Source organism: Streptomyces sp. NPDC052236 (genome assembly GCF_044548015.1).
Lineage (GTDB): Bacteria > Actinomycetota > Actinomycetes > Streptomycetales > Streptomycetaceae > Streptomyces.
This window is the reverse complement of sequence record NZ_JBIUBL010000022.1, coordinates 157496-181651: the sequence shown is the minus strand read 5'-3', so window position 1 is coordinate 181651 and position 24156 is coordinate 157496. Positions and strand designations below refer to the sequence as shown.

The window sequence follows — 24156 nt, the reverse complement described above, 5'->3', positions numbered from 1 at the left end:
GCCGCGGCGAACTCGTCAACAAACTCTTCACCGAAAACTACCAACCACACACCCCCACCCCCACCCCCACCACACACTGAACAACACAACACCCCCACCCACATTCATAAACCACCTCGCCGCCGGCGACATCGGTGCGGCGGCGTCCGGCTCTCACGTACGGCTCCAAGCATCGCGTCATGCGGACGGCAGGTGGCGGCGACCGTATCGGAGTCCGCCGAACACCCGCCGACGCCGCCCCGGGCATCCGGCTCGGCCTCAGCCGTCAGGGAGTAGAGATGCCGACGTTTCCTTCGCCGTACGGAACCGAGCTCCCGCCGCCCGGGGCCAACAGAGCGAAGTTCACCGTATTGCTGGGCCCCGACTACACAGGCAAATCATCGGTGCTGCAGCGCCTGGCCGACAGCGGTTCCTTCACGGTGGTCTCCTTGGACGAGTCGCTTCTCGAGGCGGATTATCCCCTGATCAGCAGAGCGCGCCGGGAATTGCTGCCCGACGCGCTGAAGGCACCGGCAAGACGCTACTCACCCGATATCGTCCTCACCCTGATGCAGCTGGCGGTGGTGCACATGCGTGACCGCGTGGCCGACGCGCCGCCCGGCCGACCGGTGATCGTGGACTCCTACTACTTCAAAATCATGGCCAAGTGCGCGCTGCTCGGATACGCAAGCGGCCCGCTCTTCTCCTGGTGGCGGTCATTTCCCCAGCCCGACCAGGTCGTCTATCTCGACGTGGCGCCCGCTGTCGCCTGGGAACGCAGCGGGCAGGGCTCAGCGGTGAACCCGATGGAACATTACGGCGACACACCTACGAAAGAAACATTCACCCAATTCCAGGCAGACCTTGGCGACATGATGCACAAAGAAGTGGCGAGCCTGAACGTGGCCACCCTTGAACAGGGCGCCGGTATCGACCACTCCGTATATGCGGTTGAAGAGTCAATAAGGAAGGAGGGCAACAGCTGACATGCGAGGGCACGAATTATTCTCCGCCTACCGGGAGAGGGTGCTGGCCGAGCGGGACGGGCTCAGGAAAGCACTGTCCGACGCCAGGGCATCACAGGACAACGCCCTTGGGCACATGCTGAGCGCAAACGCGAACACCGAATTCGGGCAGCGGCACGGATTCTCCCGCTGCCGCAGCGTCGATGACTTCAGGGCGGCTGTCCCCATCGCCGACTACCCCGCTCTCGCCCCGTGGATCGAAGCCGCCGCCGCCGGAGCGCCGAACGTGCTGAGCGCCGATCCCCCCGTGGTCTTCTTCAAAAGCAGCGGCAGCACCGGCGACAGCAAACAGATACCGATCACCCGGGAGTTCATGCGGACCTCCTTCTTCCCCTTCTACTACGCGGCATGGGCCAACTTCGCCGAGCACTACCCCGAAGCCGTCCGCAGGCCCGACGCCACGCTGAACCTCAAGCACGACCCGGCTCCCGCTGTCGGCGCCACCCGCTCCGGCCGTCCCCATCTCGGCGCGAGCCAGGTCGACTTCGGCCAGGCCTTCGGCGAGCCGCTGTCGGCGGAACCGGGAAGCCGCGCCCCCTGGAGCGTCCTGCCTGAATTCGTGGACCCCTCCGATCATCTCCAGCGCAGCTACGTACGACTGCGCGCCGCCATGGGACACGACGTACGCAGTGTCATCGGCATCAACCCGGCCATGGTCGCCGCGCTGCCCTACCAACTGAGCCAGTGGTGGCCACGTCTGATCAAAGACCTTCACGACGGCACGATCGACGGAAATCCCGGGCTCACGCCCGACCCGCAGCGCGCCCGGCTCCTTCAACAGCTCGCCGAGTGCTCCGGTACCCTCCTGCCCACACACGTGTGGCCCCGCATGGAGCTGCTCTTCTGCTGGACCACCGGCCTGGCCTCCCTCTATCTGCCCCGGCTGCGCGAGGCGTTCGGGCCGAAGGTGAGCGCGCTGCCCGCTCCGGTGGCGGCGTCGGAGGGCTTCGTCGCCGTGGCGCTGGACCGTCACCCCTCGGCCGGATCACCGACGGTCACCGGCGGACTGCTGGAATTCATCGATGCCGACGACGACATCCGGCCCGACAGCGACACACTGCTCTTCCACGAGCTGGCGCCGGGCGGTGAATACCATGTCGTCATCAGCCATGTCGGCGGCCTCTACCGGTACGCCCTGGGTGATGTGGTGCGCGTCGTGGACCGGACCGGCGGCGTGCCGCGCCTGGAGTACGCGGGCCGGCGCACCGTGTCGGACGTCGTCGGCGAGCGGCTGCGTGAGTCGCATGTGGTGAGCGCGCTGCGCGGCGCGGTGCTCGCCACCGGCCTGGAGATCCGCAACGCCACCTGCCGTGTGGCCGACCGCCCCGCAGAGCCGGGCGAGGCCGGGACCGGCACGGCTGGGCCGCCGCGGTACGCCTTCGCCGTGGAGCCGTTCAGCCCCTGGTCGCTCGAGGAGGCCGAGGCGTTCACACGGGCGCTGGACACCTCGCTGGGCGATCAGTCGCACGGCTACCGGGCGGCACGCGTGGGCGCTCGCCTCGGCGCACCGCAACTGCACCGCGTGGCACCGGACGCCTTCGCCGCCGACTGGCAGGCCAGGGTCGCAGGCGGCATACGTCCGGCGCAGGTGAAGGACCGGGTCTTCCAGCACGACGACACCGCGTGGCGGCGGCTGCTCGACGCCTGAGACACGCCACGTACCAAAGGACCGGCTGCCCGGACCGGGCGGCCGTCACTCTTCGGCTCGTCACCGCTTCGGCCCGCCATCTCTTCCGCCCGGCATCTCTTCCGCCCGGCATCTCTTCGACTCGTCCAAGGAGCACTCGTGGAAGCATTCGACGCGGTCGCCAGGACCTCTCTCCTGACGACAGCACTGCGGGCCCAGGAGACCCGGCGCCCGGACCGGTTGTACGAGGACCCTCTCGCAGCCCGGCTGGCCGGCGCGCTCGGGAGCGACCTGTTCGGCCAGGTCGCCGACGCCACCTCGCCCCACCGCACCGACTCCTCCCAGCGCGTTCCGAGCACCTTCGAGTACAACGCGATCAGGACCCGGTACTTCGACGACTTCCTCCTCGCCCACGTCGAGAGCGGTGATCACCCCCAGATCGTGATGGCCGCGGCCGGCATGGACACCCGGGCCTACCGGCTGCCCTGGACGCGGCCGGTGGAGATCTTCGAACTCGACCGGCCCGCCGTCCTCGCGGCGAAGGACTCGGTGCTCGACGGGGAGCCGGTGCACCCGCGGGTGAGCCGGCACACGGTCGGCGTCGACCTGCTCAGCTCCGACTGGACCGAGGCACTCGCCAAGGCCGGGTACGACCCGGACAGGCCCTCCCTCTGGCTGCTCGAAGGGCTCCTCTACTACGTAACCGAGCAGCAGGCCAGGCAGGTGCTGTCCCGCGTGCGGGACGCCACCGCCCCCGGCAGCCTGGTCGCCGCGGACCTCATCAGCGCCACAGCCCTCACCGCACCCGCCGTCGCGCCGCTGCTCGCGGTCTTCGAACGCTGGGGCTGCCCCTGGCTGTTCGGGCACGACGAGCCCGAGGCGCTTTTCGCCGAGTACGGCATCGAGGCGAAGGCCCTGCAACCGGGCGAGCCCTCGGCCGACTTCGGACGCTGGCCCGACCCGGTCCATCCGCGGGGCGTTGCGGAGGTTGAGCGCGTCTTCCTCGTCCACGGCCGACGTATATGAAGGCCCTCGTCATCGGTGGCAGTGTGCGACGCCCGGCGCCGCCGTGGATGCCCGCCGACAGGGGGGCGGCGGCAGCGCTCGCCGACGCGCATGTGCGGCCGTGGTGGGACCATGCGGTGCGCGCGGACGGCGAGCGGATCACCCGGTGGAACCGGGCCGTTCACGCGACGCCGCTGCCGGACAGCCGGGGCGCGTCGAGTTCCTCGGGGTGCTCGGGCCGGCCGGCCGCCGCCGCGAGCGGGGACCCGGTGCGGTGGCGGTATCTCGCCCGTACGCAAATGTCCATGCCTCCCACCGCCTTCTCCCCCTCGGGCGACGAGGCGCGCCGACGGGTCCTCGCCGCGTGCGAGAAGACCGGCCCCTGGACCCCACCCGGCCCCGACCGCGCGCACTTGCTCGCGACCGGCACCGCCGCATCACGCACCGCCACATCACGCACAGCCGCCAAGGAGGGCGACCTTGTCACCGACTGAGCCGGCCCACTCACCCGCCACCCCCCGCGTGAACGGCGGCCACAACCCCCGGCCCACACCGGTGCGACTGACCTATCCCGGCGCCTGCGACTCGGCCAGCAAGGCGCTCGTCCCAAAGCTGTACCGGGCCCTGCGCCCAGGCGGCATAGACATCCTGATCACCCATTTTCGCATCACCGAACCGGACTTCGCCGCGGCGGCCAAGGGCTTCGCGGACCTGGGCCGGGCCGCGGCCGGCCGGCAGCCGGGCAAGTCGGCATGACCGCGGCCAGGCCCAGGGTACTGATCGCGCCGGTCACCGTGACCCCCACCAAGGCACTGGGCCTCAGCCACCTCAAGGGGCTGCTGTGGGTGGACGTCATGTACCGCGCCACACGGTCGCTGGGCGACTGCGACGTCGACTACCTGTACAGCAACACCACGTTCAACGTCACACGGCAGACGGCCGGCTTCTGGGAGTACCTCGACCGCGCCTGCGGGAACATCGACCTCTCCGCGGCCACGGAGGGCGATGTGGGCCTTCTCTACACGGCCTTCCAGACCCAGAGCGACCCGCCCCCCGACGCGGCCCTGCTGCCCTACGTCCGCGCCGTCGAGCAGACGGGCTGGACCCACCCGGTGAGCCGGCGGCTGCTGGAGCTGTGGCGCGGCCACTTCGCGTGGCTGGGCATGCACGACCCGGGTCTCACCCGGAGACAGCCGCCCCAGCTGGCGTTCAACGAGGTCGTCGAACAGCTCGCCAAGCACGATCTGTGCCTGGACACGCGCAAGGAGGGGGGTCCCGTCTACCTGGACGCCACCGCCCAGGGACTGCCCCTGCGCCCCCTCACGTCCCTCACCGGTCATCCCAACTACCTGGGCTGCGCCCTGCGTGATCTGCTGCCCGCCGTGGCGCAGTACGACGAGATCGTTCTGCTGCACGACCGGGAACTGACACAGGACTACATCCTCCTGCACAAACTCTTCGACGCGCTCGGCGGCGCCCGTACACACCGCGTGTGTCTCGACCGGGTACCGCTGGACGGCGCGGTCCGCTCCAGCCGCCACGGTGTCGGCCACGAACACACAGTCACCGGGCTGGCCGGCGAACTGCGCACCTACGCGACCCCGCAGGCCGTCCGGCTCGGCATGCGCCTGTACTTCATCGCCGGGCTCGGCAAGGGCGAGAACGGGCAGTCCTACCGTCAGGACCTCCTGCGCCAGAGCATCGACCGCGCCGGCAAACTCCTCGCCCGTGAAGACTCGCCACAGGCCCCGGACGCCGCGGCATTCCTGCACCAGCACACCGGCAGCCGCAACCACGTGGACGCCTACCGCCTCACCTCCGCACTCCTGCGCAGGCATCAGCAGGTACCGCTGCGCGCCACCGCCACCACCGTCTACCTGTAAGACACCCCGCCTCTTTCCCCGGCGACCGGCAGGCAACCGACCGCCCACAGGACCGACCGGCACAGGAGCCGCGCATGTTCGCCCAGCACTACCTTCAGGCACACGCCGAGCACCGGGTCCGGGTCGCGAACGCCGGGCTGCGCCACGCGCGGGAGCAAGTACGTGCGTACGACTCCGTAAACTGGACGCACCCCGGCGCGCGGGCACCGGCCGAGCCGACAGCAGCATCGGTACCAGCACCGGTACCGGACCGGACGAGTGTGACGGTCGTGCTGCGGCGCTTCGAACTCACGACGTACCTGGAGTCGGTGCTGCGCTACACCCTGAGCCTGCCGGACACCCTGGGCGAGCCGTGGCTCCGCGCGTACAGCCGGACGATCTTCCTGTCCGGGAACCCCGACAACCTCCGCACGAGATTCCCCTTCCACCACATCAGCGCGGACGGCGCCATGGCATGGACCAAGCCCGCCGACACCGGTGAAGCCCCGCCACTGCGGCGCCTGTTGCGGCTCTTCCCCACGGCCGGCCTGCCTGCGCTGCCCGCCGGTGCCGAGATACCTGCCCCGGCCGCCCCGGCCCGCCCCGCCGAGGAGGCCGCCCCTGTCCGCACGGCACGGCTCGACGTCGTGACAACCCGGGTGTCCCTGGCCGACTACCTCGTTCACGTCCATCACATGCTGGCCGAGGCGGTCCTGTCGCACCTGATCGACCAGAGCACCAGCGTCACAGTGCGGCACGTGCCGCAACTCGACCCGGCCGAGGGGCCCTACCACATGCTGCGGGTCCTCCCCGACCGGGACGCGGCCGACGGCCGGCTGCGCGCCTACGCGGGTGTCACGGCACGCACGTAGGCCCTCCGTCGCACGGCGGGCGGCGGGCGGCGGGCGGCGGGCGGCAGTCCAGCTGCACCAGCAAGGGAGCCGGGACACTGCAGGTGGACGCTGCCGCCGTGGGTGCGCCGCCGTGTCACCCGGCCGCGGATCTACGGACTTGGCGCACTGCTGGTGGGCACGCCCGGCGTGGTGCAGGGCTGGGGTCAGGCGGCGCCGGTTCGCGCCGCGGTGACCGCCACCGTCGCGTAACGCATCGTGAAGCCGCCGCCCATCGCGTCGACAGCGGCCCCGACACCCTCCAGCACCTGCGCCAGCGTGTCCGGCGGAAGCCGGGTGAAGGCGCCCTGGGTAGGCAACTGGTCCAGCCACGCGTCCCGGGAATAGGACCACTCCCAGTCGAACCTCCACTGCTCCGGGGCGCTGAACCCGCCTGCTTCCCGGATCCCGTCGGCGGCCTTGGTGAACAGCGCCTGGTAGCCGTCCAGGGCCGCCTTCGCCGTGCCCTGGAGGTTGAACGGCGAGTCGGGCAGCACCCGCCGGTAGACCGCGGCGAAGGCTTCCGCCGCTTCGGGTGGGGGCTCACCCACGTTCCAGAACGCTGCCAGCCGGCCGCCGGGCCGCAGCACCCGCGCGGCCCTGGCCGCCCCCGCGACCGGGTCTATCCAGTGCCAGGCCTGCCCGGCGACGACCACGTCGAAGGTCCGGCCTGCCGGGTCCCAGGCTTCGAACGTCGCCACCTCGACCTCGACCTCGGACCCGAGCTGCCGCGCCAGGGCGGCCATCCGCGCGTCGGCGTCGACTCCCAGCACCGTGCAGCCGGCCGCCTGGAACTGCCGGGCGGCGATGCCGGTACCGCAGCCGACGTCGAGGACGTCGCGCCCGGGGCTGCCGGCGACGATCCGGTCCACCATGGCTTCGGGGTAGCGGGGCCGGGCCCGGTCATAGCGTTCGGCGTCCGAGCCGAACGACTCCGCCGCCTGCCGGTGTTGATGAGACTCTCGTTCGGAGGGACGTGCTCGCTCCGGAGGCACAGTGGGCATCTGCCCACTATGGTGGGCAGATGCCCACTCGTCAACGGGCGGGCCCAGCGAGCGAAGGAGCGATGTACGTGCCGACAGGAGTGGCCATCCGTGATGTGCGCGAGCAACTGTTCGACGCCGCCGAGCGCGTCCTGCTCCGGGACGGGCCGAACGCGCTGACCAGCCGGGCGGTCACCACCGAGGCGGGCTGCGCCAAGGGCGTCCTGCACCGGCACTTCGCCGACTTCGACGCCTTCCTCGCCGAGCTCGTACTGGACCGCATCGGCCGGATCGACCACCAGGCCGCCGCCCTGCGCGAGTCCGCCGGGACCGGCACCGTCGCCGACAACCTCACCGGCGTGCTGACGGCCCTGTTCGAGTCGGTCGCGCTGGCGATCCTCGGCCTCCTCACCTCCCGGGACGAACTACGCGCCCGGTTGCGCCGGGCCAGGCCGCCCGGCGTCCCCGTACTGACGGAAGCTACGGCCATGATCGCCTCCTACCTCGCCGCCGAGCGCGACCTGGGCCGCATCGCGGCGGACGCCGACGTCGACACACTCGCGCCCATACTGATCGGCACCGGACACCTGCTCTTCGCCGGCCGGGAGGGCACCGGGCCGGAGGCCGGAGCCGTCCGCAAGGTCGTGACCACGGTCATCGCCGGCGTCGCGCGAGAACCACAGCCATGAACCACAGCCATGAGCCGCTGCCATGAACCGGTCGCCGGCAGTCGTCGGCGCGACAACGGCTCTCCGGTCGGCTTACTCCAGTACGCACTGATTGGGGCGGGGAGCAGTTCGCAGGCGCGCGCCGGGCCGGCGAGCAGGTGTCCATGCGGCGGCCGGCCCGAGGGCGTGAGACCTGTGTCCCGGGCAGGCCGAGGCAGCCCGCGAGTTCACTCTCCGTCAGTTGCAGCGTCTCCCGCAATATCATCGCTGTACGCGAACACTGCCAATTACCTGCACAAAAGGCTCTGGCGTGCAGTAATCGCATGAGGCCTGGCGCTCCTTGCAGAGGAACCGCGGATGAAAAACCGGGCGCGCGGCGGAGCCCCGGGCCGGTACGGTCCGGGGATGCGTGATGAGGACGGCTTCTTCGGAGAGGACATCGCGGCCACCTACGACGAGTCGTCGGCGGACATGTTCCGGCCGGACGTGGTGGACCCGGCGGTCGACGTGCTGGCCCAGCTCGCCGGCGACGGCCGGGCGCTCGAGCTGGGTATCGGCACCGGCAGGATCGCGCTGCCGCTGGCCCGCCGCGGGGTCCCGGTGCACGGCATCGACATGTCCCGGGCCATGGTGGCCCGGCTGCGCGCCAAGCCGGGCGGCGACTGCGTCGGCGTGACGATCGGCGACTTCATGACGACGCGGGTGGCGGGCACGTTCGCGGTCTCCTATCTCGTCTTCAACACGATCAACAACCTGACGACGCAGGATGCCCAGGTGGCCTGCTTCCGCAACGCCGCCGCCCACCTGAGGCCCGGCGGCTGTTTCGTCGTCGAGGTGGGGATGCCGCAACTGCGTCTGCTGCCGCCGGGGCAGAGCGCCGTGCCCTTCCACATCAGCCCCACGCGGTGGGCGTTCGACACCTACGACGTCGCCACCCAGGCGATGAGCTCGAACTACGTCACGATCACCGACGGGCGCGCCGAGCACTGGTCGATCCCGTTCCGCTACGTATGGCCGGCTGAGCTGGACCTGATGGCGCGGCTCGCCGGACTGCGGCTGCGGGAGCGGTGGGAGGGGTGGACACGGGCGCCGTTCACCAGCGAGAGCCCCCGGCACGTATCGGTCTGGGAGAAGCCCGCCGGCTGAGGACCGCGGCCTGTCCGGGGGGTTCCGCGTGCTCAGCCGGTGGCCCCGCTGCGGGCGTACCGGCCCGGGGTGATGCCCACGACCCGCTTGAAGTGCCGGGACAGGTGGGACTGGTCGTAGAAGCCGGCGGCGCTCGCCACCTCGCCCGGCGGCTGTCCATCGAGCAGCAGACGGCGGGCCAGGTCGACACGGCGGGACATCAGGTACTGGTGCGGGGCGATGCCGAAGGCACCGCTGAAGGCGCGCACGAGATGCGCGGGGTGGGCGTGGATCAGGCGCGCGGCCTCATGCAGGGCGATGCCCTCACGCAGCCTCTCGTCCAGCAGGTCACGCAGACTCTGGGCGACGCCACGGTCGGGCCCCGCGCCGGCGAGGGCCGGTGAGGGGCGCAGCCGGGCGCGCAATCGCTCGCTGATGAGGGCCAGACGACTCTGCGCCTCGAACTCCTCGCCCCGGCGGGCCAGGGCGGTGTGCAGTTGTGCGACGCGGGTGCGCAGGAGCGGCTCGGTGAGGTCCGGGCCGTCCACCGCCGGTCCGATGTAGCTCGCGTCCAGCTGCGTCATGTCGAGGTAGAGCACGCGCTTGTGAAAGCCGTGCGGGGTGGCGGCCGAGCCGTTGTGCGGGACCTGCGGCGGGAGCAGACTCACGGTGTCCCTCGGGGCGCCGCGCGCGTGGCGGTCCAGGTCGTAGCGGACCGCGCCGTCGTCGACGATCAGCAGAGTCCAGGCGTCGTGGACGTGCATGGGATAGGCGTGCTCGGTGAAGTGGGCGTGCAGAACCTCCACGACGCCCGCGACCCGCGGGCGCCAGGCGGAGATCTCCTGCCGGGGCGTCACGCAAAGAACGTACAAGACGCGCCAGGCATACACCGGGGAGTCTCGCAGCATGAGAACCGAGGATGAAAACAGGACCGGGACCGCAGCCGGGGCGGGGGCCGGGGTCGCGGCCGGGGCCGGGAGCGGCGCGGGGCCGGAGAGCGTGCCGGTCCGCTTCGACACCAAGATCGCCGTCCTGCTGCGTGAGGACCTCGAGTCCTGGCAGCGGCTCAACGTGACCGCCTTCCTGGTCAGCGGGCTCGGCACGGTGTTCCCCGAGGTGGTCGGCGAGCCGTACGCGGACGCCGACGACACCGCGTATCTGCCGATGTTCCGCCAGCCCGTGCTGGTGATGCAGGGGACGAAGGAAACACTGACCGCCGCGCACGGCCGTGCGCTGTCCCGCTCGCTGGTGAGGTCGGTGTTCACCTCGGACCTGTTCGGTACGGGCAACGACCGGGACAACCGGGCCGCTGTACGTGCTGTGGGCAAGGACCAGCTCGATCTGGTGGGGATGGCTCTTTACGGGCCGCGCAACGCCGTCGACAAGGTCCTCAAGGGCGCACGCATGCATCCCTGAACCACGCACCGCGGGCCAGGCTCTGGACCGTCCACGAGCGGGCGGGCTCGGCGTGAACCCGTGAACCCGTGAACCCGTGAACCAGGGGCCCGCTGAAGAACACGAGGGCTGCACGTTCTACCGGCCGTCCAGACAGAGCGAATACGTGCACATCGAGCCCTGATTGAGTCCCAGTTCCGGCACCCCCTGCGCTCACGAGTGCACGAGCGTTCAACGCGTTCACGTCATGCCGGTCGTTGAGGGGTTCTCTTCCCTGGACGGCCCTGGCGAACTGGAGGGGCGTCTTGAGTGAACCTGCGCGGGAAGCGCCCGCGCCCCCAGGCCCCGGCGTGCGCGAGGCCGCTCAAGCCCGCACCACGCCCAGCACGACACAGCAAAAACACGCTACATGTACGAAGGGAATGGGTTTATGGAAGACCCCACCCTCACCGCCGAAGTCCTGGCGACCATCCCCGCAGACCGTGTCCCCGCTCCAACAACGCCCGCACCCGCGACTGATCCGACCACGGCGCCAGCAGCTCACACATCCGCACCAGTGCCGCATCCGCCCGCGCCGACCACACAAGCGGATACTGGTCCACAAACGTCGACCACGCCCCGCACGCCGCCGACACCATCCCCAACCCCAACAGCTCCTCACCGAGCTGTGCGTGCAGCAGCGCATACGGCCGTCGCTGCGCCGCCGGACGGTGCCGTGCCGCCGCTCGCAACGCGCTCAGCGCCTTCTCCCGCTCACCCAGTGCCCGGCACACCCGAAACCGCTGGAAGTCCAGCGCCGAACGCGGATACGCCGTGAACGGCCCCACCGACCCCACCGACGGCGCCGGGGACGACTCCCACGCCCGCTCCGCCTCTGCCATCAGCGCCACCGCGTCCCCACCGCCCTGCGCCTCCATCACCGCCTGATGCACCACCACAAACGCCCGCGCCGCCCCCAGCCCCTGAACCTCCTGCGCCGCCTCCCCGGCGAGCTCCTGCGCCTCGTCCACATACCCCAGCTCATATGCCTGCGCGGACATCGTCCGTGACGTGATCGCCCACACTTCCCGCGACCCTCCCGCCCGTGCCAGCCCCAACGCCAACGCGAAAGCCCGCTGCGCCGACCGCGGATGTCCCGAATCCATCGCCGACACCCCCAACAGATTCGCGAGCTGCGCATACCCCGCAATCAGCTCCCGCTCACCGCGCACCCACTCCGGCCGCACCCCATGCGCCAGATACGCCGCCAACAGCGGCCGTATCTGCGCGCCCCCGTTCCGCACCCCCAATGACGCGAAGGTACGCGCCAGATCGTGCAGAACCACCGCCCCCGCCCGCGCCCCCGCTTCCCTCACACCCCTGCGCACCGGTGGCGTCCACAACGCCACTGGCCGCGCCGCCTGCGACTCATATGGACCGGCCGCCAACCGCGGACCCTCCTCCGGATCGAGCATCGCCCGGCACAGCTCGACCAGCTCACTCACCAACTCCACACCGGCCCCCTTCACCGGCTCCCGACGGCGCTGCTCGGGCACCCGTTCCACGTCCACAAGACCGGTCTCCGCCGCCGTCACCACCCGCCGCAGCCGCTGGCTGAACGCCTCCGCCACCAACGCCGGAACCGGGGGCCGCGGGCGCGCGCCGTTCAGCCAGTGCGCCGGGGCCGTACGGTCGTACGACACCGAGATCCCCTGGGCCGACCCGAGCGCCACCACCGCCCGCACCAGCTCACCGGTATTCCACCCCGCCTCATCGAGGAGACCGGCCAGCAGCCGGTTCGGATTTCCGCGCGCCACGTGCTACCCCCTCATCAACGGGATCAACGGGCCTCGCCCCCGGGCGGGTACCCCGGTGACGCACACGCACCCTCCCCGTCAGGACACCTACCGCCGACACGCGTTCAACACATTCACGACCTGATCAAGAAACACCCCTACCGCAGCCCCGCACCCCCGAGGTTTGTTGGGATCTCCCGCCCCACCGGGAGGCACCCTGTGACCACCACGACCACGGAATACCCGCTGCTGTCCCAGGTCTTCTCCCCCAAGCACCTGGGCACCCTCACCGAGGACGACCTGAGCAGGCTCGCCGATGAGGCGCGCGCCTTCCTCATCGAGAAAGTCTCCGCGACCGGCGGACACCTCGGACCCAATCTGGGCATGGTCGAACTCTCCCTCGCCCTGCACCGGGTCTTCAGCTCCCCGACGGACACGATCGTCTTCGACACCGGCCACCAGGCATACGTGCACAAGATCCTCACCGGCCGGGCCTCCTCCTTCGACACCCTGCGCCAGGAAGACGGCCTCTCCGGCTACCCCTCGCGCGCCGAATCCGTCCACGACATCATCGAGAACTCCCACGCCTCCACCGCCCTGTCCTGGGCGGACGGCATCGCCAAGGGACGCCGGCTCGCCGGGGAAACCGACCGGCGCGTCATCGCCGTCGTCGGCGACGGCGCCATGACCGGCGGCATGTGCTGGGAAGCCCTCAACAACCTTGCCTCCGGCCAGGACCTGCCCGTGATCGTCGTCCTCAACGACAACGAACGCTCCTACGCCCCCACCATCGGCGGCCTCGCCGACCACCTCGCAGCCCTGCGCACCGAACACCCCGATGGCATCGACTGGCTCACCGGGATCCCCGAACCCGCCGACGGCACATCCGGACCCCTGCCGGTCGCCCGCTCCCTGTTCGAACTCCTCGGCCTGGCCTATATCGGCCCCGTCGACGGCCATCAACTGCCCTCGATCGAAGAGGCCCTGCACATCGCCAAGGATCTGCGCCGGCCCGTCGTCGTCCACGTCGTCACGGTCAAAGGCAAAGGCCACGGCCCTTCGGAGGCGGATGCCGCCGAGTGCTTCCACGCCGTGCCCGCCATCGACTCCGCCACCGGCACTCCGCTGAGCAAGCCCACCGCACCCTCATGGACGTCCGCGTTCTCCACCGCGCTGATCGACCATGCCAGGACACGCCCCGGCGTGGTTGCCATCACCGCGGCGATGCCGGGCCCCACCGGTCTCACCTCCTTCGGCCGGCACTACCCCGACCGGTTCTTCGACGTCGGCATCGCCGAACAGCACGCCGTCACCTCCGCGGCCGGTCTCGCCCTCGCGGGCATGCACCCCGTGGTAGCCGTCTACGCCACCTTCCTGGGCCGCGCCTTCGATCAGGTCCTCATGGACGTGGCTCTGCACCGCGCGCCGGTCACGTTCGTCCTGGACCGCTCCGGCGTCACCGGCCCCGACGGACCGTCCCATCACGGCATGTGGGACCTGACCATCCTCGGCGCCGTCCCCGGTATGCGGGTGGCCGCGCCCCGCGACGCCGTACAGCTCGGTCAACTCCTGGCCGAAGCCCTCGACCACACCGACGGACCGACCGCACTGCGCTTCCCGAAAGCCTCCGCCGCTGATCCGGTCGAGGCCCGGGAACGGTACGGCACCACCGACATCCTTGCCCGCACCGGCCGTGACGTCCTGATCCTGGCCACCGGCCCGCTGTGCGCCGAGGCGCTGAAGGCCGCCGCCCTCCTGGACGAGCAGCACATCACCTCCACGGTCGCCGACCCGCGCTGGCTCTACCCCATCGCCCCCGAGATCATCTCCATGGCCGCCAGGCACCGCCTCGTGGTCACGGTGGAGGACAACACCCGAGCCGGCGGATACGGCACCCACGTGGCCCGCACCCTCGCCGAAGCCGGACTCCCCGTATCCGTACGGGCCCTCGGACTGCCCGGCCGGTTCCTCCCGCACGGCTCCCGCGCCTCCCTGCTGGGCGCCTGCGGCCTGACCCCCATCGGCATCACCCACTCCGTCCTCAAGGCCCGCGCCGGATTCCCGATCACCCAGGAGTAATCCATGACCCCGGTCACCCTGCCGGTTCCGGACATGCCCGCACCCCCACGCCGAGCCTCAAAGAAGATCCACGTCGGATCGGTGCCCGTCGGCGGAAACGCCCCGATCAGCGTCCAGACCATGACCACCACCGTCACCGCGGACGTGGACGCCACGCTTCAGCAGATCGCCGCCGTCACCGCCGCCGGATGCGACATCATCCGCGTCGCCGTCCCCTCCGCCGACGACGCCGAAGCCCTCCCCAAGATCGTCGCGAAGTCACCGATACCGGTAATCGCCGACATCCATTTCCAGCCCCGGTACGTCTTCGATGCCATCGACGCCGGATGTGCCGCCGTCCGCGTCAACCCGGGCAACATCAAACGCTTCGACGACCGGGTCAAAGAGATCGCACAAGCCGCGGGCTCCGCCGGGGTTCCCCTTCGGATTGGGGTCAACGCCGGATCACTCGACAATAGGCTGTTGGCGAAGTACGGGAAACCGTGCCCGGCGGCCCTGGTGGAGTCCGCCCTGTGGGAAGCACGCCTCTTCGAAGAGCACGGTTTCACCGACTTCAAGATCGCCGTCAAGCACCACGACCCCATGGTCATGGTCGACGCCAACCGCCTGCTGGCGAAAGCCTGCTCCTACCCTCTGCACCTGGGCGTCACCGAAGCCGGACCCGCCATGCAGGGCGCCATCAAATCGGCCGTCGCCTTCTCCATCCTGCTGAACGCCGGAATCGGGGACACCATCCGCGTCTCCGTCTCCGACGACCCGGTGGAACAGGTCAAGGCCGGTATCCAGATCCTCGCCTCTCTGGGCCTGCGGCCCCGCAAGCTCGAAGTGGTCTCCTGTCCCGGCTGCGGCCGACTACAGGTCGACATCCACCGGCTTGCCGCACAAGTCGAGGCCGCGTTCGCGGGGTTCCCGCATCCGCTGCGGGTCGCGGTCATGGGCTGCGTGGTCAACGGGCCCGGGGAGGCGAGAGAAGCCGACATCGGCGTGTCCTCCGGCAACGGCAAAGGACAGATTTTCATCCGCGGCCAGGTCATCAGGACCGTCCCCGAATCCAAGATCGTGGACACCCTGATCGAAGAAGCCCTCACCCTCACTGAAGGAACCACCTGAAGGAACCACCTGATGGGCTCGTCCTACATTCCCGGCCTGTACTGCCCCCCGGCCCACCCAGCCGACCGGAACAAGGCCGACGACATCAACAAACGCCTCACTCACTGGCTCGAACACGACCTGGGCGTCACCGAATCCTTCATGGACGCCGACCCCGGCCGCGGCGCCGTCCTCTACCACCCCGACGCCGCCGGCACCGAACACCTCCTGGCCGCCGCCATGCTCCTCGTGGCAGAGAACGTCGTGGACGACTACATCTGCGAAACCGAACACGGCGGCACCCACGAGCGCCGGGGCGCTCTCCTCGTCCTGTGCCAAGCCGCCGTCGACCCGCCTGCCCTCCCACCCGCCTACATGACCGGCTGGACGAGCACCCTCAGCCAGTGCGCCCCGGTGAAGGCCATGCACTCCGCCATGCGGCACTTCTCCGCCATCGCCACCCCCCAACAGCGCCACCGGCTCCGTCAGGACCTGTGCGACCTGTACCTCGGCTACGCCGGCGAAGGCGACTACGGCACCCGCCACCACACACCACCCGTATGGGAGTACCTGATACAGCGGCAGTTCAACAACTTCCGCCCCTGCCTGACCATCACCGACGCCATCGGCGGCTACGAGCTGCCCGCGGAGGTGTTCGCCGACCCCGCCGTCCAGTACGCCACCGCCCTGGCCTGCAATGTCACCACCGCCTGCAACGATCTGTACTCCCTGCGCAAAGAACTCGCGAGCGAGCGTTTCCACTACAGCCTCCCCACCGTGATCGCCGCCGAAGAAGGCTGCTCGATCACCGACGCCTTCGCCCGCGCCGTGCGGATCCACAACGAGCTGCTGCTCATGTTCGAGGAGCAGGCCCGCATCCTCGCCCCCACCGACGCCGTCCTCGCCCGCTTCCTGGCCGGCCTCATGAACTGGGTCACCGGAAACCACGAATGGCACGCCGGACTCGTCGGCCGCCGCTACGCCACCGCCCCCTGACGCCACGAGAGGACCAGATCGTGCGACGCTCTCACGCCCTGGTGGCCGGCGCCGGATACAGCGGCCTCCTGGCCGCCCGCGTCCTGGCCGACCACTACGACAAGGTCACCCTCCTCGACCGGGACGACATCGGCGACCTGGACACCCCCCGCAAAGGCGCCCCTCAGGGCTACCACCCGCACTACCTCCTGGAGCGCGGCGCCCTGGTCCTTGAAGAACTCTTCCCCGGCCTGCGCGCCGACATGGAGGCCGAAGGCGTCGCCACCGTCGACTTCGGCGAACAGATGCGCTTCCGCCTCCCCTCCGGCTGGACCCCTCTGACGCCCACCGGCATCCACGTGCAGTCCATGTCCCGCCCCTACCTCGAACAGCAGCTGCGCCGCCGCGTCACCAAACACCCCAACGTCATCGTCCGCTACGGCTTCACCGTGGACGGCCTCCAGTGCGGCGGCGTACCGCGGCGCGTGCGCGGTGTCTACGGACGCCACCACGCCAAGGACGAGCAGATCACCGCCGACCTCGTCTGCGTCGCCACTGGACGCGACCACCAGTTCTCCCAGTGGATCGACCGTATCGGCATCACCGGTGTCAAAGAACTCGCCGTCACCGCCGATGTCGCCTACACCACGCGCAACTACAGCGGCCGGCCCTCCACCACGCTGTCCGTCGAAGGCATCCTCCTGTACGCCCCCACCCAGTCCCGCGGCGGCGGCACCGTCCTGCTGGAAAAGGGCCGCTCGATGACGATTCTCTTCGGCGCCGCCGGCAACCTCCCGCCCACCGACGACGACGGGTTCCTCGCCTGCACCAAAGACCTGGGACTGCCCCACATCACCGAATTCGTCGCCAACGCCACCCCAGCCATCCCTACCCGGCGCTTCATCGACAAGGGAAACCGGTGGCGCCTGGTCCACAAGGCCCGCGACTGGCCCGACGGACTCATCGCCCTGGGCGATGCCCTGTGCCTGTTCAACCCCATCTACGCCCAAGGGCTCACCGTCGCCGCCCTCCAGGCCCAAGCCCTCGCCGCCTCCCTGGCAAAGGACGAGACCGGCCGCCAGTACCAAAGGCGCTGCGCGGCCATCATCCGCCTGCCCTGGTTGATGTCCACCAGCTCCGACCTGGCCTGGCACACCGAAGGACTGCGTCTCGTCCCGCGCGCCTCCCACTGGTACTTGGGCCGCGTCATCAACCTCTTCCCGCGCCATCACGACATCTATAGGACGTTCGCGCTCGTGCAGCACATGCGCCGCTCACCGGCCGCCCTGATGTCGCCGCGGATCGCGCTCAAGGCCCTCTTCCAGGGAGGCAGGCCATGAGCACCCGAAGCAGCCATCACCGCCCCCCAAGCAGCCCCTCGAAAGGACCCCACCGATGAGCACGACCCAGGCCCTCGCGCGTACCTCCGCACAGGCCACATCCGCCAACCCCTACCAGCAGTCGATCGCTGACTACTGGGACACCGAGAGCTACGACGTCAACCACAAGCTCGGTGCTGTGGACAACTACTTCCACCACCACTACGGCATCGGCGAGCCGGATGCGAGTGTCCTCGACGCCGACGAGGAGGCCATCGTCTCCGAGTTGCACCGCCTGGAGAACAACCAGGGCGCCCACCTCATTTCCCACCTGGGCAGCCTCAACGCGCAGCACCGGGCCGTAGACGCCGGATGCGGACGCGGCGGCACCGCCTTCATGCTCCACAGCACCACCGGCTGCCAGGTGGACGGATTCACCCTCTCCACCGCCCAGGCCACCGACGCCCGCGCCCAGGCCCACAGGCTGAACGTCTCCGACAAGGTCCGCTTCCACATCCGGTCCATGCTGGAAACCGAACTCGAAGCCAAGACCATCCACGCCGCCTGGAACAACGAGTCGACCATGTACGTCGACCTCGCCGACCAGTTCGCCGAGATGCGCCGCATCCTCGTCCCCGGCGGCCGGTACGTCACCATCACCGGCTGCGCCAACGACACCTACGGCCGCCGCTCTCGCGATGTGTCCCTCATCAACGCCCAATACGCCTGCGATATCCACTACCGCAGCGACTACTTCCGCGCCATGGCCAAGAACCGGATCGTGCCCGTGTACGTAAAGAATCTCACCAACGCCACCGTTCCGTACTGGAAGCTGCGCGCGAAAACCTCCCTGGCCACCGGAGTCGAAGAGCCCTACCTCAACGCCTACACCTCCGGTGCCTTCCAGTACCTGCTGATCGTCGCCGACCGCGTCTAGCAGGCCATCTCCATCTTCCGCCCGGGGACGCGGCAACCGGGCGGAACACTCCACACCCTCCAAGGAGCGCGCTCGTGTCGACCACCATCCCGGCGCATCCCCTCGAACTGGACAAGCTCACCGCGCACGTCACAACCCTGCTCACCACGTTCCTGGACACCAAACGTGAACCGAAGGAACTGCGCCCCCTCACCGACGCCATCACCGCATTCATCGGCGCCGGCGGAAAGCGCATCCGGCCCCTCATGGCCATCGTCGGCTGGCACGCCGCAGGCGCCAAGGGGGAGGAGTACCAGATCATGCGCGTGGCGGCCGGTCTGGAAATGCTCCACGCCGCCATCCTCATCCACGACGACGTCATCGACGCCTCCGCCACGCGCCGCGGCGCCCCCACCACCCACCGCCGCTTCGCCGCCCAGCACCATGGCCCGGCAGCGGACCGTTTCGGCGCCGCGGCCGCCATCACAGCCGGTGACGTCGTCTTCGCCTGGGCCGAAGAACTCCTCCGCACCGCCGGGCTCACCCACGCCCAGCTCCGGCAACTCAACGTGCCGCTCGCAGCCATGCGCCAAGAGGTCATGATCGGCCAGTACCTCGACGTCAAACACGCGGGCAACACCGGCGCCACCATGGAAGACGCCCTGGCGATCTGCCGCTACAAGACCGCCCATTACACCATCCACCGGCCCTTGCAGATCGGCGCCGCCCTCTCCTACGCCTCCCCTGACGTCCTCGACGCCATGACCGCCTTCGGCGTGCCACTCGGCGAAGCCTTCCAGCTCCGCGACGATGTCCTCGGCGTCTTCGGCGACCCCGCCACGACCGGCAAACCGAACCTGGACGACCTGCGCGAGGGCAAGCACACCGCTCTGATCGCCGCCGCCCGCAAAGCCTCCACCCCCGATCAGCGCCCCATCCTCGCCCGCTCCTGGGGAAACCCGTGCCTGACCGAGGACGACGCCGCCCAGGTGCGCACCATCATGCACGCCACCGCGGCCACCGCGACCGTCGGAAGCCTCATCAACACCCGCCACCACCAGGCCGTGACGGCACTCGACAAAGCTCCCTTCCCCGCGCGCGCCACCAAGACCCTGCACACCCTGGCCACGCACATCGTGAAAAGGACATCCTGACCATGAGCAGCCGAATCCTCCTCGCCTCCCCCCGCGGCTACTGCGCCGGCGTCGACCGCGCCGTACAGGTCGTCGAACAGGCCCTCGCCCGCTGGGGACCGCCGGTCTACGTCCGGCACGAGATCGTCCACAACAAGTACGTCGTGCGCGCGCTGGAGGCCAAAGGAGCCGTCTTTGTCGACCAGTGCCACCAGGCTCCCCCCGGAGCCCGCGTCATCTTCTCCGCCCACGGCATCGCCCCCGACGTCCACGACGAGGCCGCCGCACGCCACCTGCGCACCATCGACGCAACCTGCCCCCTGGTCACCAAAGTCCACAAGGAAGCCCTCCGCTACGCCGAAGCCGGGTACGACATCCTCCTCATCGGTCACGCCGGCCACGAGGAGGTCATCGGCACCATGGGCGAGGCGCCCGACCGCATCCACCTCGTGAACGGCCCCGACGAGGCGGCCACCGTGAGCGTGCGCGACCCTGACAAGGTCGTGTGGCTGTCCCAGACCACCCTGTCCGTCGATGAGGCCATGGCCACCGTCGAAGCCCTCAAAGCCCGCTTCCCAGCCCTTGTCGCGCCGCCCGGCGACGACATCTGCTACGCCACCCAGAACCGGCAGCAGGCCATCAAGGAGATCGCCCCGCACTGTGGCCTGGTGCTCGTCGTGGGCTCCACCAACTCCTCCAACTCCCGCCGCCTGGTCGAGGTCGCCCTCGCCGCCGGGGCACCGGACGCGCACCTGATCGACACCGTGTCCGAGCTGGACGAGGCGTGGCTGACCGGCGTGGAGACCATCGGCGTCACCTCCGGCGCCTCCGTGCCCGAAATCCTCGTCACCCAGCTTCTCGACCACCTGGCAGCCCAGGGCTACACCGACATCGAGACCCCCTCGACCATCGCCGAGCCGCAGACCTTCGCCCTGCCGAGGTCCCTCTCCCACGGCTGACCGGAATGGCGGTCCCCGTTCCCGGCGGCGATGTCAGTGGTGACCGCTAGTTTGGAATCACTGAAGATCGGCTGCACCGGCCGACCGGGTCACAGGGGAGAGGTCTGCCATGTCCGCTGCGCAGGCAGGACAGTCGAAGAACACGACGTATCTGGAGCTGTCCCAGGAGGGCGGCGGCGCCCACAAGTTCTACGAGGTGACTGTCAACGGGACGACAGTCACCGTGCGGTACGGGCGGATCGGCGTGGACGGGCAGCGCCAGATCTCTTCCTTCCCGACCGTCGAGAAGGCGAAGGCCGCAGCGGCGAAGAAGATAGGCGAGAAGGTGCGGAAGGGCTACGCGCCCACCGTCCAGGGGCAGCGTGCTCCCCGCGCGGTGACGCGCCGCCAGGTGACGTCCGCCCCCTCCACGGCCCGGACGACCGCCCCGGTGCTCTGGCGGTTCCGGACCGGCCATTCGGCGTTCGGGATCCATGTGGACGACGACCGCTGCTGGGTCGGCAACCAGCGCGGCGATGTCTACAGCCTTGGCCACGACGGTGAGGTGCTCGCTCACTACACCCTTCCCAACGGTGTGAAGTGCCTGGTCGCGGACGACTTCTGGATCTATGCGGGCTGCGACGACGGCCAGGTGTACGACCTCTCCGCGAAGGTTCCGTTCGCCGCCTACGAGATAGCGGACGACGTGGACATCTTCTGGCTGGACATCCACGAGGGCGTGCTGAACGTCTCCGACCGCAACGGCGGTCTGACGGTCATCGACCATGAAGACGAGTTTCAGTGGTCGCGCAACTCACTGGGCGACAGTGGCTGGATGGTGCGCGCCGACAGCCACGCGGTGTACCACGGGCACAACCGCGGTGTGACGGCGTACGCGGCCGACGGCGCCGGCCAGCTCTGGCACACGGCGACCAACGGCAATGTGCTGTTCGGATGGCAGGAGGAGAACGCTGTCTACGCCGGGACGGGGCGGCGGGTCGTCCAGCGGCTCGCCAAGTCCACCGGCCGCATCGAGGCCTCCTACCAGTGCGACGCCCCGGTGTACTCGTGCGCCACGTCCCCCGGCGGACAGTACGTCTTCGCGGGTGACTCCGCCTCCTCCGTCTACTGCTTCACCGCCGACGGCACCCGAGTGTGGAAGCTCGGTACGGGTGGCGGCTCGGCGCTCTCCATGCAGTACCACGCCGAGAAGCTGTACCTGGTCTCCACGGACGGCTCGCTCGCCTGTATCGACGCGAGCGAGGCCGCGATCAACGCCGCCCAGTCGGGCACGGTCCCGGTCGCCGCGGACATCAAACTGGCCGCCGCTCTGCCCGCCTTCGCGCCGCCGGCCACCGCCGCCGCTGTCGCCACCGTCAGTGTCGTTCCCGCGCCGGGGGCCGGGGTCGTCGTGGAGTGCGTCCAGGACGGCGGGCGCGTGCGGGTGCATGTGGTCTCCGACGGCTACGAGCCGAGCTGGAATGTCCAGTTCCCCCGTGCGATACGGCAGCCCGGCGCCCGCTATGTGGTCGACGCCCTGCACTCCTCAACGGGCGGCTTCTACCGGGTGCGCGGAGAGATCAGGCGCCTGGTGTGACCTGTCGTGGGCGCCCCTTCCCCCGCAGGGCTCCGCCTGTCTAGCGTTCGCTCCATGGATCTCACCGAGCAGCAGCTCATCCGGCATTTCGACCACTGTCCCTGGTTGTTCGCCGAGGGAGCCTCCGACGAGCAGCGGGCCGCGCAGCGGGAGCGGCAGCGGGCTCTCGGCGGGGACAGCGCGATCGGGGAGCGGTGTTACGTCGCCGACTCGGCAGCGGTGCATCCGGACCTGCTGCGGCTCGGGGACGACTCGTACATCGCGGCGCATGCCTATGTCACCGGTGAGGTGCGGACCGGCAAGGACTGCACGCTGAACCCGTTCACCACGGTACGGGGCACCGTCACGCTCGGGGACGGTGTCCGGATCGGCGCGCACACCTCGCTGCTCGGCTTCAACCACTCCATGGCGCCCGACCGACCGGTCTTCCAGCAGCCGCAGACCAGTCTCGGGATCACCGTCGGAGACGATGTGTGGATCGGCTCGCATGTGGTCGTCGTGGACGGTGTGACCATCGGCGACCACTGCGTGATCGGCGCGGGCGCGGTCGTCACCAAGGACCTGCCGGAGTGGACCGTGGCCGCGGGGAACCCGGCGCGCCCGCTGCGCGACCGGCGGGAAGCCCCTGCCCGCCCGGCCCCGGGTGTTCCCACGAGCGGCGGTGACGCCTTGGCCCGGTTCGCCGCCACCGCCCGTGCGCAGGTCGCCGGCCTTCTCGGCCGGTGCTGGGAGGGCGACCGGTACGTCGACCGGCCGGGGGCGGCAGCCACCGTACGGGCGCACTGCGACGCGGTCGAGATCGCCGACCTGCTACTGGGCCGCGCTCCTGAGCAGCTGCCCGCCGATGAGCACGCCAAGCGGCTGGGCACCCTCCAGGACCCGCGCACCGGACTGGTGCCGGCGTTCGGCGAACCCCTGCGCCCGGTGGACGGTGACGGCTTTATCGGCGAGGGTTCCTCGCTCTATCACGTGCTGTGTGTCGGCTACGCGCTCGACCTGCTGGGCGCGTCTTTCCCGTATCCGGTCCGCGGAGTAAGTGAGATGACGGTAAGTCAGCTGCTCGCGCGTCTGGAGGGGCTGGCGTGGCGCGACGGGGCCTGGGGGGCGGGGGCCTGGATCGACACCTGGGCCACGGCCGCCCACTGGAACCGGGGCCACAGCCTTGGCCACCCCGACGGCATCGGCTCCATGCCCGGAACCGGTTCGCTGGAGGCGCTGTTCGGCTGGCTGCTGACCAGGGCCGACCCGTGGACCGGGATGTGGGGCAGTCCCTCGGCCCAGGCAGGGCGGCTGCAAGTGGTCAATGGGTACTACCGGCTGACGCGCGGATCGTTCGCCCAGTTCGGGCTGCCGGTCCCGCACCCGGAACGGGTGGTGGACGCGGTCCTGGACCATGCCCGCGACCTCCGCTACTTCGGCGGGGGCCGTGAGAACGCCTGCAATGTGCTGGACGTCGCTCACCCCCTGTGGCTCTGCGCGCGTCAGACCGGCGGCGCCGGACACCGCTCCGCGGAGGTACGGGCCTGGGCCGAGCGGCAGCTCGCGCTCGCCCTCCCCCGCTGGCAGGACGGCAAGGGGTTCGGCTTCGGCCCGGGCGACGCGGGTCCCGGCCGCGAACCGGGGCTGCAGGGCACCGAAATGTGGCTGGCCATCATCTGGCTCCTCGCCGACCTCACCGGCTGCTCCGACGCCCTGGGCTACCGCCCGCGCGGCATCCACCGGCCGGAGCCGGCCCGCACCCTCTGACCAAGCACACGGCCTCCGGCGATCACCCCG

General features: G+C 70.0%; 22 protein-coding genes. 19 read left to right on the top strand and 3 right to left on the bottom strand.

Annotated features, from left to right (window positions below):
• Positions 1-278: 278 nt before the first annotated feature.
• From ACIHCQ_RS31095 to ACIHCQ_RS31065, 7 genes are all read left to right on the top strand, one after another.
• A complete protein-coding gene (locus tag ACIHCQ_RS31095; protein ID WP_399669655.1) occupies positions 279-965 on the top strand; it encodes a hypothetical protein in 687 nt (228 codons plus the stop codon).
• 1 nt (position 966) lies between these two features.
• On the top strand, positions 967-2652 hold the full coding sequence (locus ACIHCQ_RS31090) for a GH3 auxin-responsive promoter family protein (protein ID WP_399669652.1): 1686 nt from the start codon (positions 967-969) through the stop codon (positions 2650-2652).
• Positions 2653-2790: 138 nt separating this feature from the next.
• The gene (locus ACIHCQ_RS31085; protein ID WP_399669649.1) at positions 2791-3657 is read left to right on the top strand and encodes a class I SAM-dependent methyltransferase; all 867 of its coding nucleotides are present in this window, start codon (positions 2791-2793) and stop codon (positions 3655-3657) included.
• Positions 3658-3704: 47 nt separating this feature from the next.
• Positions 3705-4130 (top strand): hypothetical protein, encoded by a 426-nt coding sequence (locus ACIHCQ_RS31080; protein ID WP_399669647.1) that lies wholly within the window; start codon positions 3705-3707, stop codon positions 4128-4130.
• Positions 4117-4392, top strand: coding sequence for a hypothetical protein (locus ACIHCQ_RS31075; protein ID WP_399669644.1), 276 nt, complete (start codon positions 4117-4119; stop codon positions 4390-4392). Before ACIHCQ_RS31080 ends, ACIHCQ_RS31075 begins: the two co-directional genes overlap by 14 nt.
• Positions 4389-5519, top strand: a complete 1131-nt coding sequence (locus ACIHCQ_RS31070; RefSeq protein WP_399669641.1) for a hypothetical protein — start codon at positions 4389-4391, stop codon at positions 5517-5519. Before ACIHCQ_RS31075 ends, ACIHCQ_RS31070 begins: the two co-directional genes overlap by 4 nt.
• A 74-nt stretch (positions 5520-5593) precedes the next feature.
• Positions 5594-6370 carry a DUF6182 family protein gene (locus ACIHCQ_RS31065; protein ID WP_399669638.1) on the top strand — a complete coding sequence of 259 codons (777 nt, stop codon included), beginning with the start codon at positions 5594-5596 and terminating at the stop codon, positions 6368-6370.
• 185 nt (positions 6371-6555) lie between these two features.
• Here ACIHCQ_RS31065 and ACIHCQ_RS31060 read toward each other — a convergent pair whose 3' ends face one another.
• Positions 6556-7392, bottom strand: a complete 837-nt coding sequence (locus tag ACIHCQ_RS31060; protein ID WP_399669635.1) for a class I SAM-dependent methyltransferase — start codon at positions 7390-7392, stop codon at positions 6556-6558.
• A 68-nt stretch (positions 7393-7460) separates the two neighbouring features.
• Here ACIHCQ_RS31060 and ACIHCQ_RS31055 point away from each other — a divergent pair, with 68 nt between their 5' ends.
• Positions 7461-8060, top strand: a complete 600-nt coding sequence (locus ACIHCQ_RS31055) for a TetR/AcrR family transcriptional regulator (protein ID WP_399669632.1) — start codon at positions 7461-7463, stop codon at positions 8058-8060.
• Positions 8061-8444: 384 nt separating this feature from the next.
• On the top strand, positions 8445-9185 hold the full coding sequence (locus ACIHCQ_RS31050) for a class I SAM-dependent DNA methyltransferase (protein WP_399669629.1): 741 nt from the start codon (positions 8445-8447) through the stop codon (positions 9183-9185).
• A gap of 32 nt (positions 9186-9217) precedes the next feature.
• Here the strand turns inward: ACIHCQ_RS31050 and ACIHCQ_RS31045 are convergent, their stop codons facing one another.
• Positions 9218-10021, bottom strand: a complete 804-nt coding sequence (locus ACIHCQ_RS31045; protein ID WP_399669627.1) for an AraC family transcriptional regulator — start codon at positions 10019-10021, stop codon at positions 9218-9220.
• Between the two features lie 49 nt (positions 10022-10070).
• On the opposite strand from ACIHCQ_RS31045, the gene ACIHCQ_RS31040 reads away from it, so the two are divergent.
• Positions 10071-10580 (top strand): DUF2000 family protein, encoded by a 510-nt coding sequence (locus ACIHCQ_RS31040; RefSeq protein WP_399669624.1) that lies wholly within the window; start codon positions 10071-10073, stop codon positions 10578-10580.
• A gap of 425 nt (positions 10581-11005) precedes the next feature.
• Here ACIHCQ_RS31040 and ACIHCQ_RS31035 read toward each other — a convergent pair whose 3' ends face one another.
• Positions 11006-12355 (bottom strand): hypothetical protein, encoded by a 1350-nt coding sequence (locus tag ACIHCQ_RS31035; protein ID WP_399669621.1) that lies wholly within the window; start codon positions 12353-12355, stop codon positions 11006-11008.
• Between the two features lie 198 nt (positions 12356-12553).
• Here ACIHCQ_RS31035 and dxs point away from each other — a divergent pair, with 198 nt between their 5' ends.
• The 9 genes from dxs (at position 12554) to ACIHCQ_RS30990 (ending at position 24126) form a co-directional block, all read left to right on the top strand.
• A complete protein-coding gene (gene dxs / locus ACIHCQ_RS31030; protein ID WP_399669618.1) occupies positions 12554-14413 on the top strand; it encodes a 1-deoxy-D-xylulose-5-phosphate synthase in 1860 nt (619 codons plus the stop codon).
• 3 nt (positions 14414-14416) lie between these two features.
• Positions 14417-15523, top strand: coding sequence for a flavodoxin-dependent (E)-4-hydroxy-3-methylbut-2-enyl-diphosphate synthase (gene ispG, locus ACIHCQ_RS31025; RefSeq protein WP_399669615.1), 1107 nt, complete (start codon positions 14417-14419; stop codon positions 15521-15523).
• A gap of 12 nt (positions 15524-15535) precedes the next feature.
• On the top strand, positions 15536-16498 hold the full coding sequence (locus ACIHCQ_RS31020; RefSeq protein ID WP_399669612.1) for a cyclase: 963 nt from the start codon (positions 15536-15538) through the stop codon (positions 16496-16498).
• Positions 16499-16518: 20 nt separating this feature from the next.
• Positions 16519-17817, top strand: coding sequence for an FAD-dependent oxidoreductase (locus ACIHCQ_RS31015; protein ID WP_399669610.1), 1299 nt, complete (start codon positions 16519-16521; stop codon positions 17815-17817).
• A 55-nt stretch (positions 17818-17872) separates the two neighbouring features.
• Entirely contained in the window at positions 17873-18733 is an 861-nt protein-coding gene (locus ACIHCQ_RS31010) for an SAM-dependent methyltransferase (RefSeq protein WP_399669607.1), read from the top strand.
• A gap of 74 nt (positions 18734-18807) precedes the next feature.
• Entirely contained in the window at positions 18808-19866 is a 1059-nt protein-coding gene (locus tag ACIHCQ_RS31005; RefSeq protein WP_399669605.1) for a polyprenyl synthetase family protein, read from the top strand.
• Between the two features lie 2 nt (positions 19867-19868).
• Positions 19869-20804 (top strand): 4-hydroxy-3-methylbut-2-enyl diphosphate reductase, encoded by a 936-nt coding sequence (locus tag ACIHCQ_RS31000; RefSeq protein WP_399669602.1) that lies wholly within the window; start codon positions 19869-19871, stop codon positions 20802-20804.
• Positions 20805-20913: 109 nt separating this feature from the next.
• Positions 20914-22380: a WGR domain-containing protein gene (locus ACIHCQ_RS30995; protein WP_399669599.1), complete on the top strand. Its 1467-nt coding sequence runs from the start codon at positions 20914-20916 to the stop codon at positions 22378-22380.
• A 54-nt stretch (positions 22381-22434) separates the two neighbouring features.
• The gene (locus tag ACIHCQ_RS30990; RefSeq protein ID WP_399669596.1) at positions 22435-24126 is read left to right on the top strand and encodes an acyltransferase; all 1692 of its coding nucleotides are present in this window, start codon (positions 22435-22437) and stop codon (positions 24124-24126) included.
• The last annotated feature ends 30 nt before the right edge of the window (positions 24127-24156 follow it).

Excerpts from the sequence above, each read along its gene's own strand:
- ACIHCQ_RS31010 (WP_399669607.1), top strand. The coding sequence starts at position 17,873 with ATGAGCACGACCCAGGCCCTCGCGCGTACCTCCGCACAGGCCACATCC.
- ACIHCQ_RS31090 (WP_399669652.1), top strand. The coding sequence starts at position 967 with ATGCGAGGGCACGAATTATTCTCCGCCTACCGGGAGAGGGTGCTGGCC.
- ACIHCQ_RS31050 (WP_399669629.1), top strand. The coding sequence starts at position 8,445 with ATGCGTGATGAGGACGGCTTCTTCGGAGAGGACATCGCGGCCACCTAC.
- ACIHCQ_RS30995 (WP_399669599.1), top strand. The coding sequence starts at position 20,914 with ATGTCCGCTGCGCAGGCAGGACAGTCGAAGAACACGACGTATCTGGAG.
- ACIHCQ_RS31065 (WP_399669638.1), top strand. The coding sequence starts at position 5,594 with ATGTTCGCCCAGCACTACCTTCAGGCACACGCCGAGCACCGGGTCCGG.
- ACIHCQ_RS31040 (WP_399669624.1), top strand. The coding sequence starts at position 10,071 with ATGAGAACCGAGGATGAAAACAGGACCGGGACCGCAGCCGGGGCGGGG.
- ACIHCQ_RS30990 (WP_399669596.1), top strand. The coding sequence starts at position 22,435 with ATGGATCTCACCGAGCAGCAGCTCATCCGGCATTTCGACCACTGTCCC.
- ACIHCQ_RS31070 (WP_399669641.1), top strand. The coding sequence starts at position 4,389 with ATGACCGCGGCCAGGCCCAGGGTACTGATCGCGCCGGTCACCGTGACC.
- ACIHCQ_RS31000 (WP_399669602.1), top strand. The coding sequence starts at position 19,869 with ATGAGCAGCCGAATCCTCCTCGCCTCCCCCCGCGGCTACTGCGCCGGC.
- ACIHCQ_RS31095 (WP_399669655.1), top strand. The coding sequence starts at position 279 with ATGCCGACGTTTCCTTCGCCGTACGGAACCGAGCTCCCGCCGCCCGGG.
- ACIHCQ_RS31080 (WP_399669647.1), top strand. The coding sequence starts at position 3,705 with ATGCCCGCCGACAGGGGGGCGGCGGCAGCGCTCGCCGACGCGCATGTG.
- ACIHCQ_RS31020 (WP_399669612.1), top strand. The coding sequence starts at position 15,536 with ATGGGCTCGTCCTACATTCCCGGCCTGTACTGCCCCCCGGCCCACCCA.
- ACIHCQ_RS31060 (WP_399669635.1), bottom strand. The coding sequence starts at position 7,392 with ATGCCCACTGTGCCTCCGGAGCGAGCACGTCCCTCCGAACGAGAGTCT.
- ispG (WP_399669615.1), top strand. The coding sequence starts at position 14,417 with ATGACCCCGGTCACCCTGCCGGTTCCGGACATGCCCGCACCCCCACGC.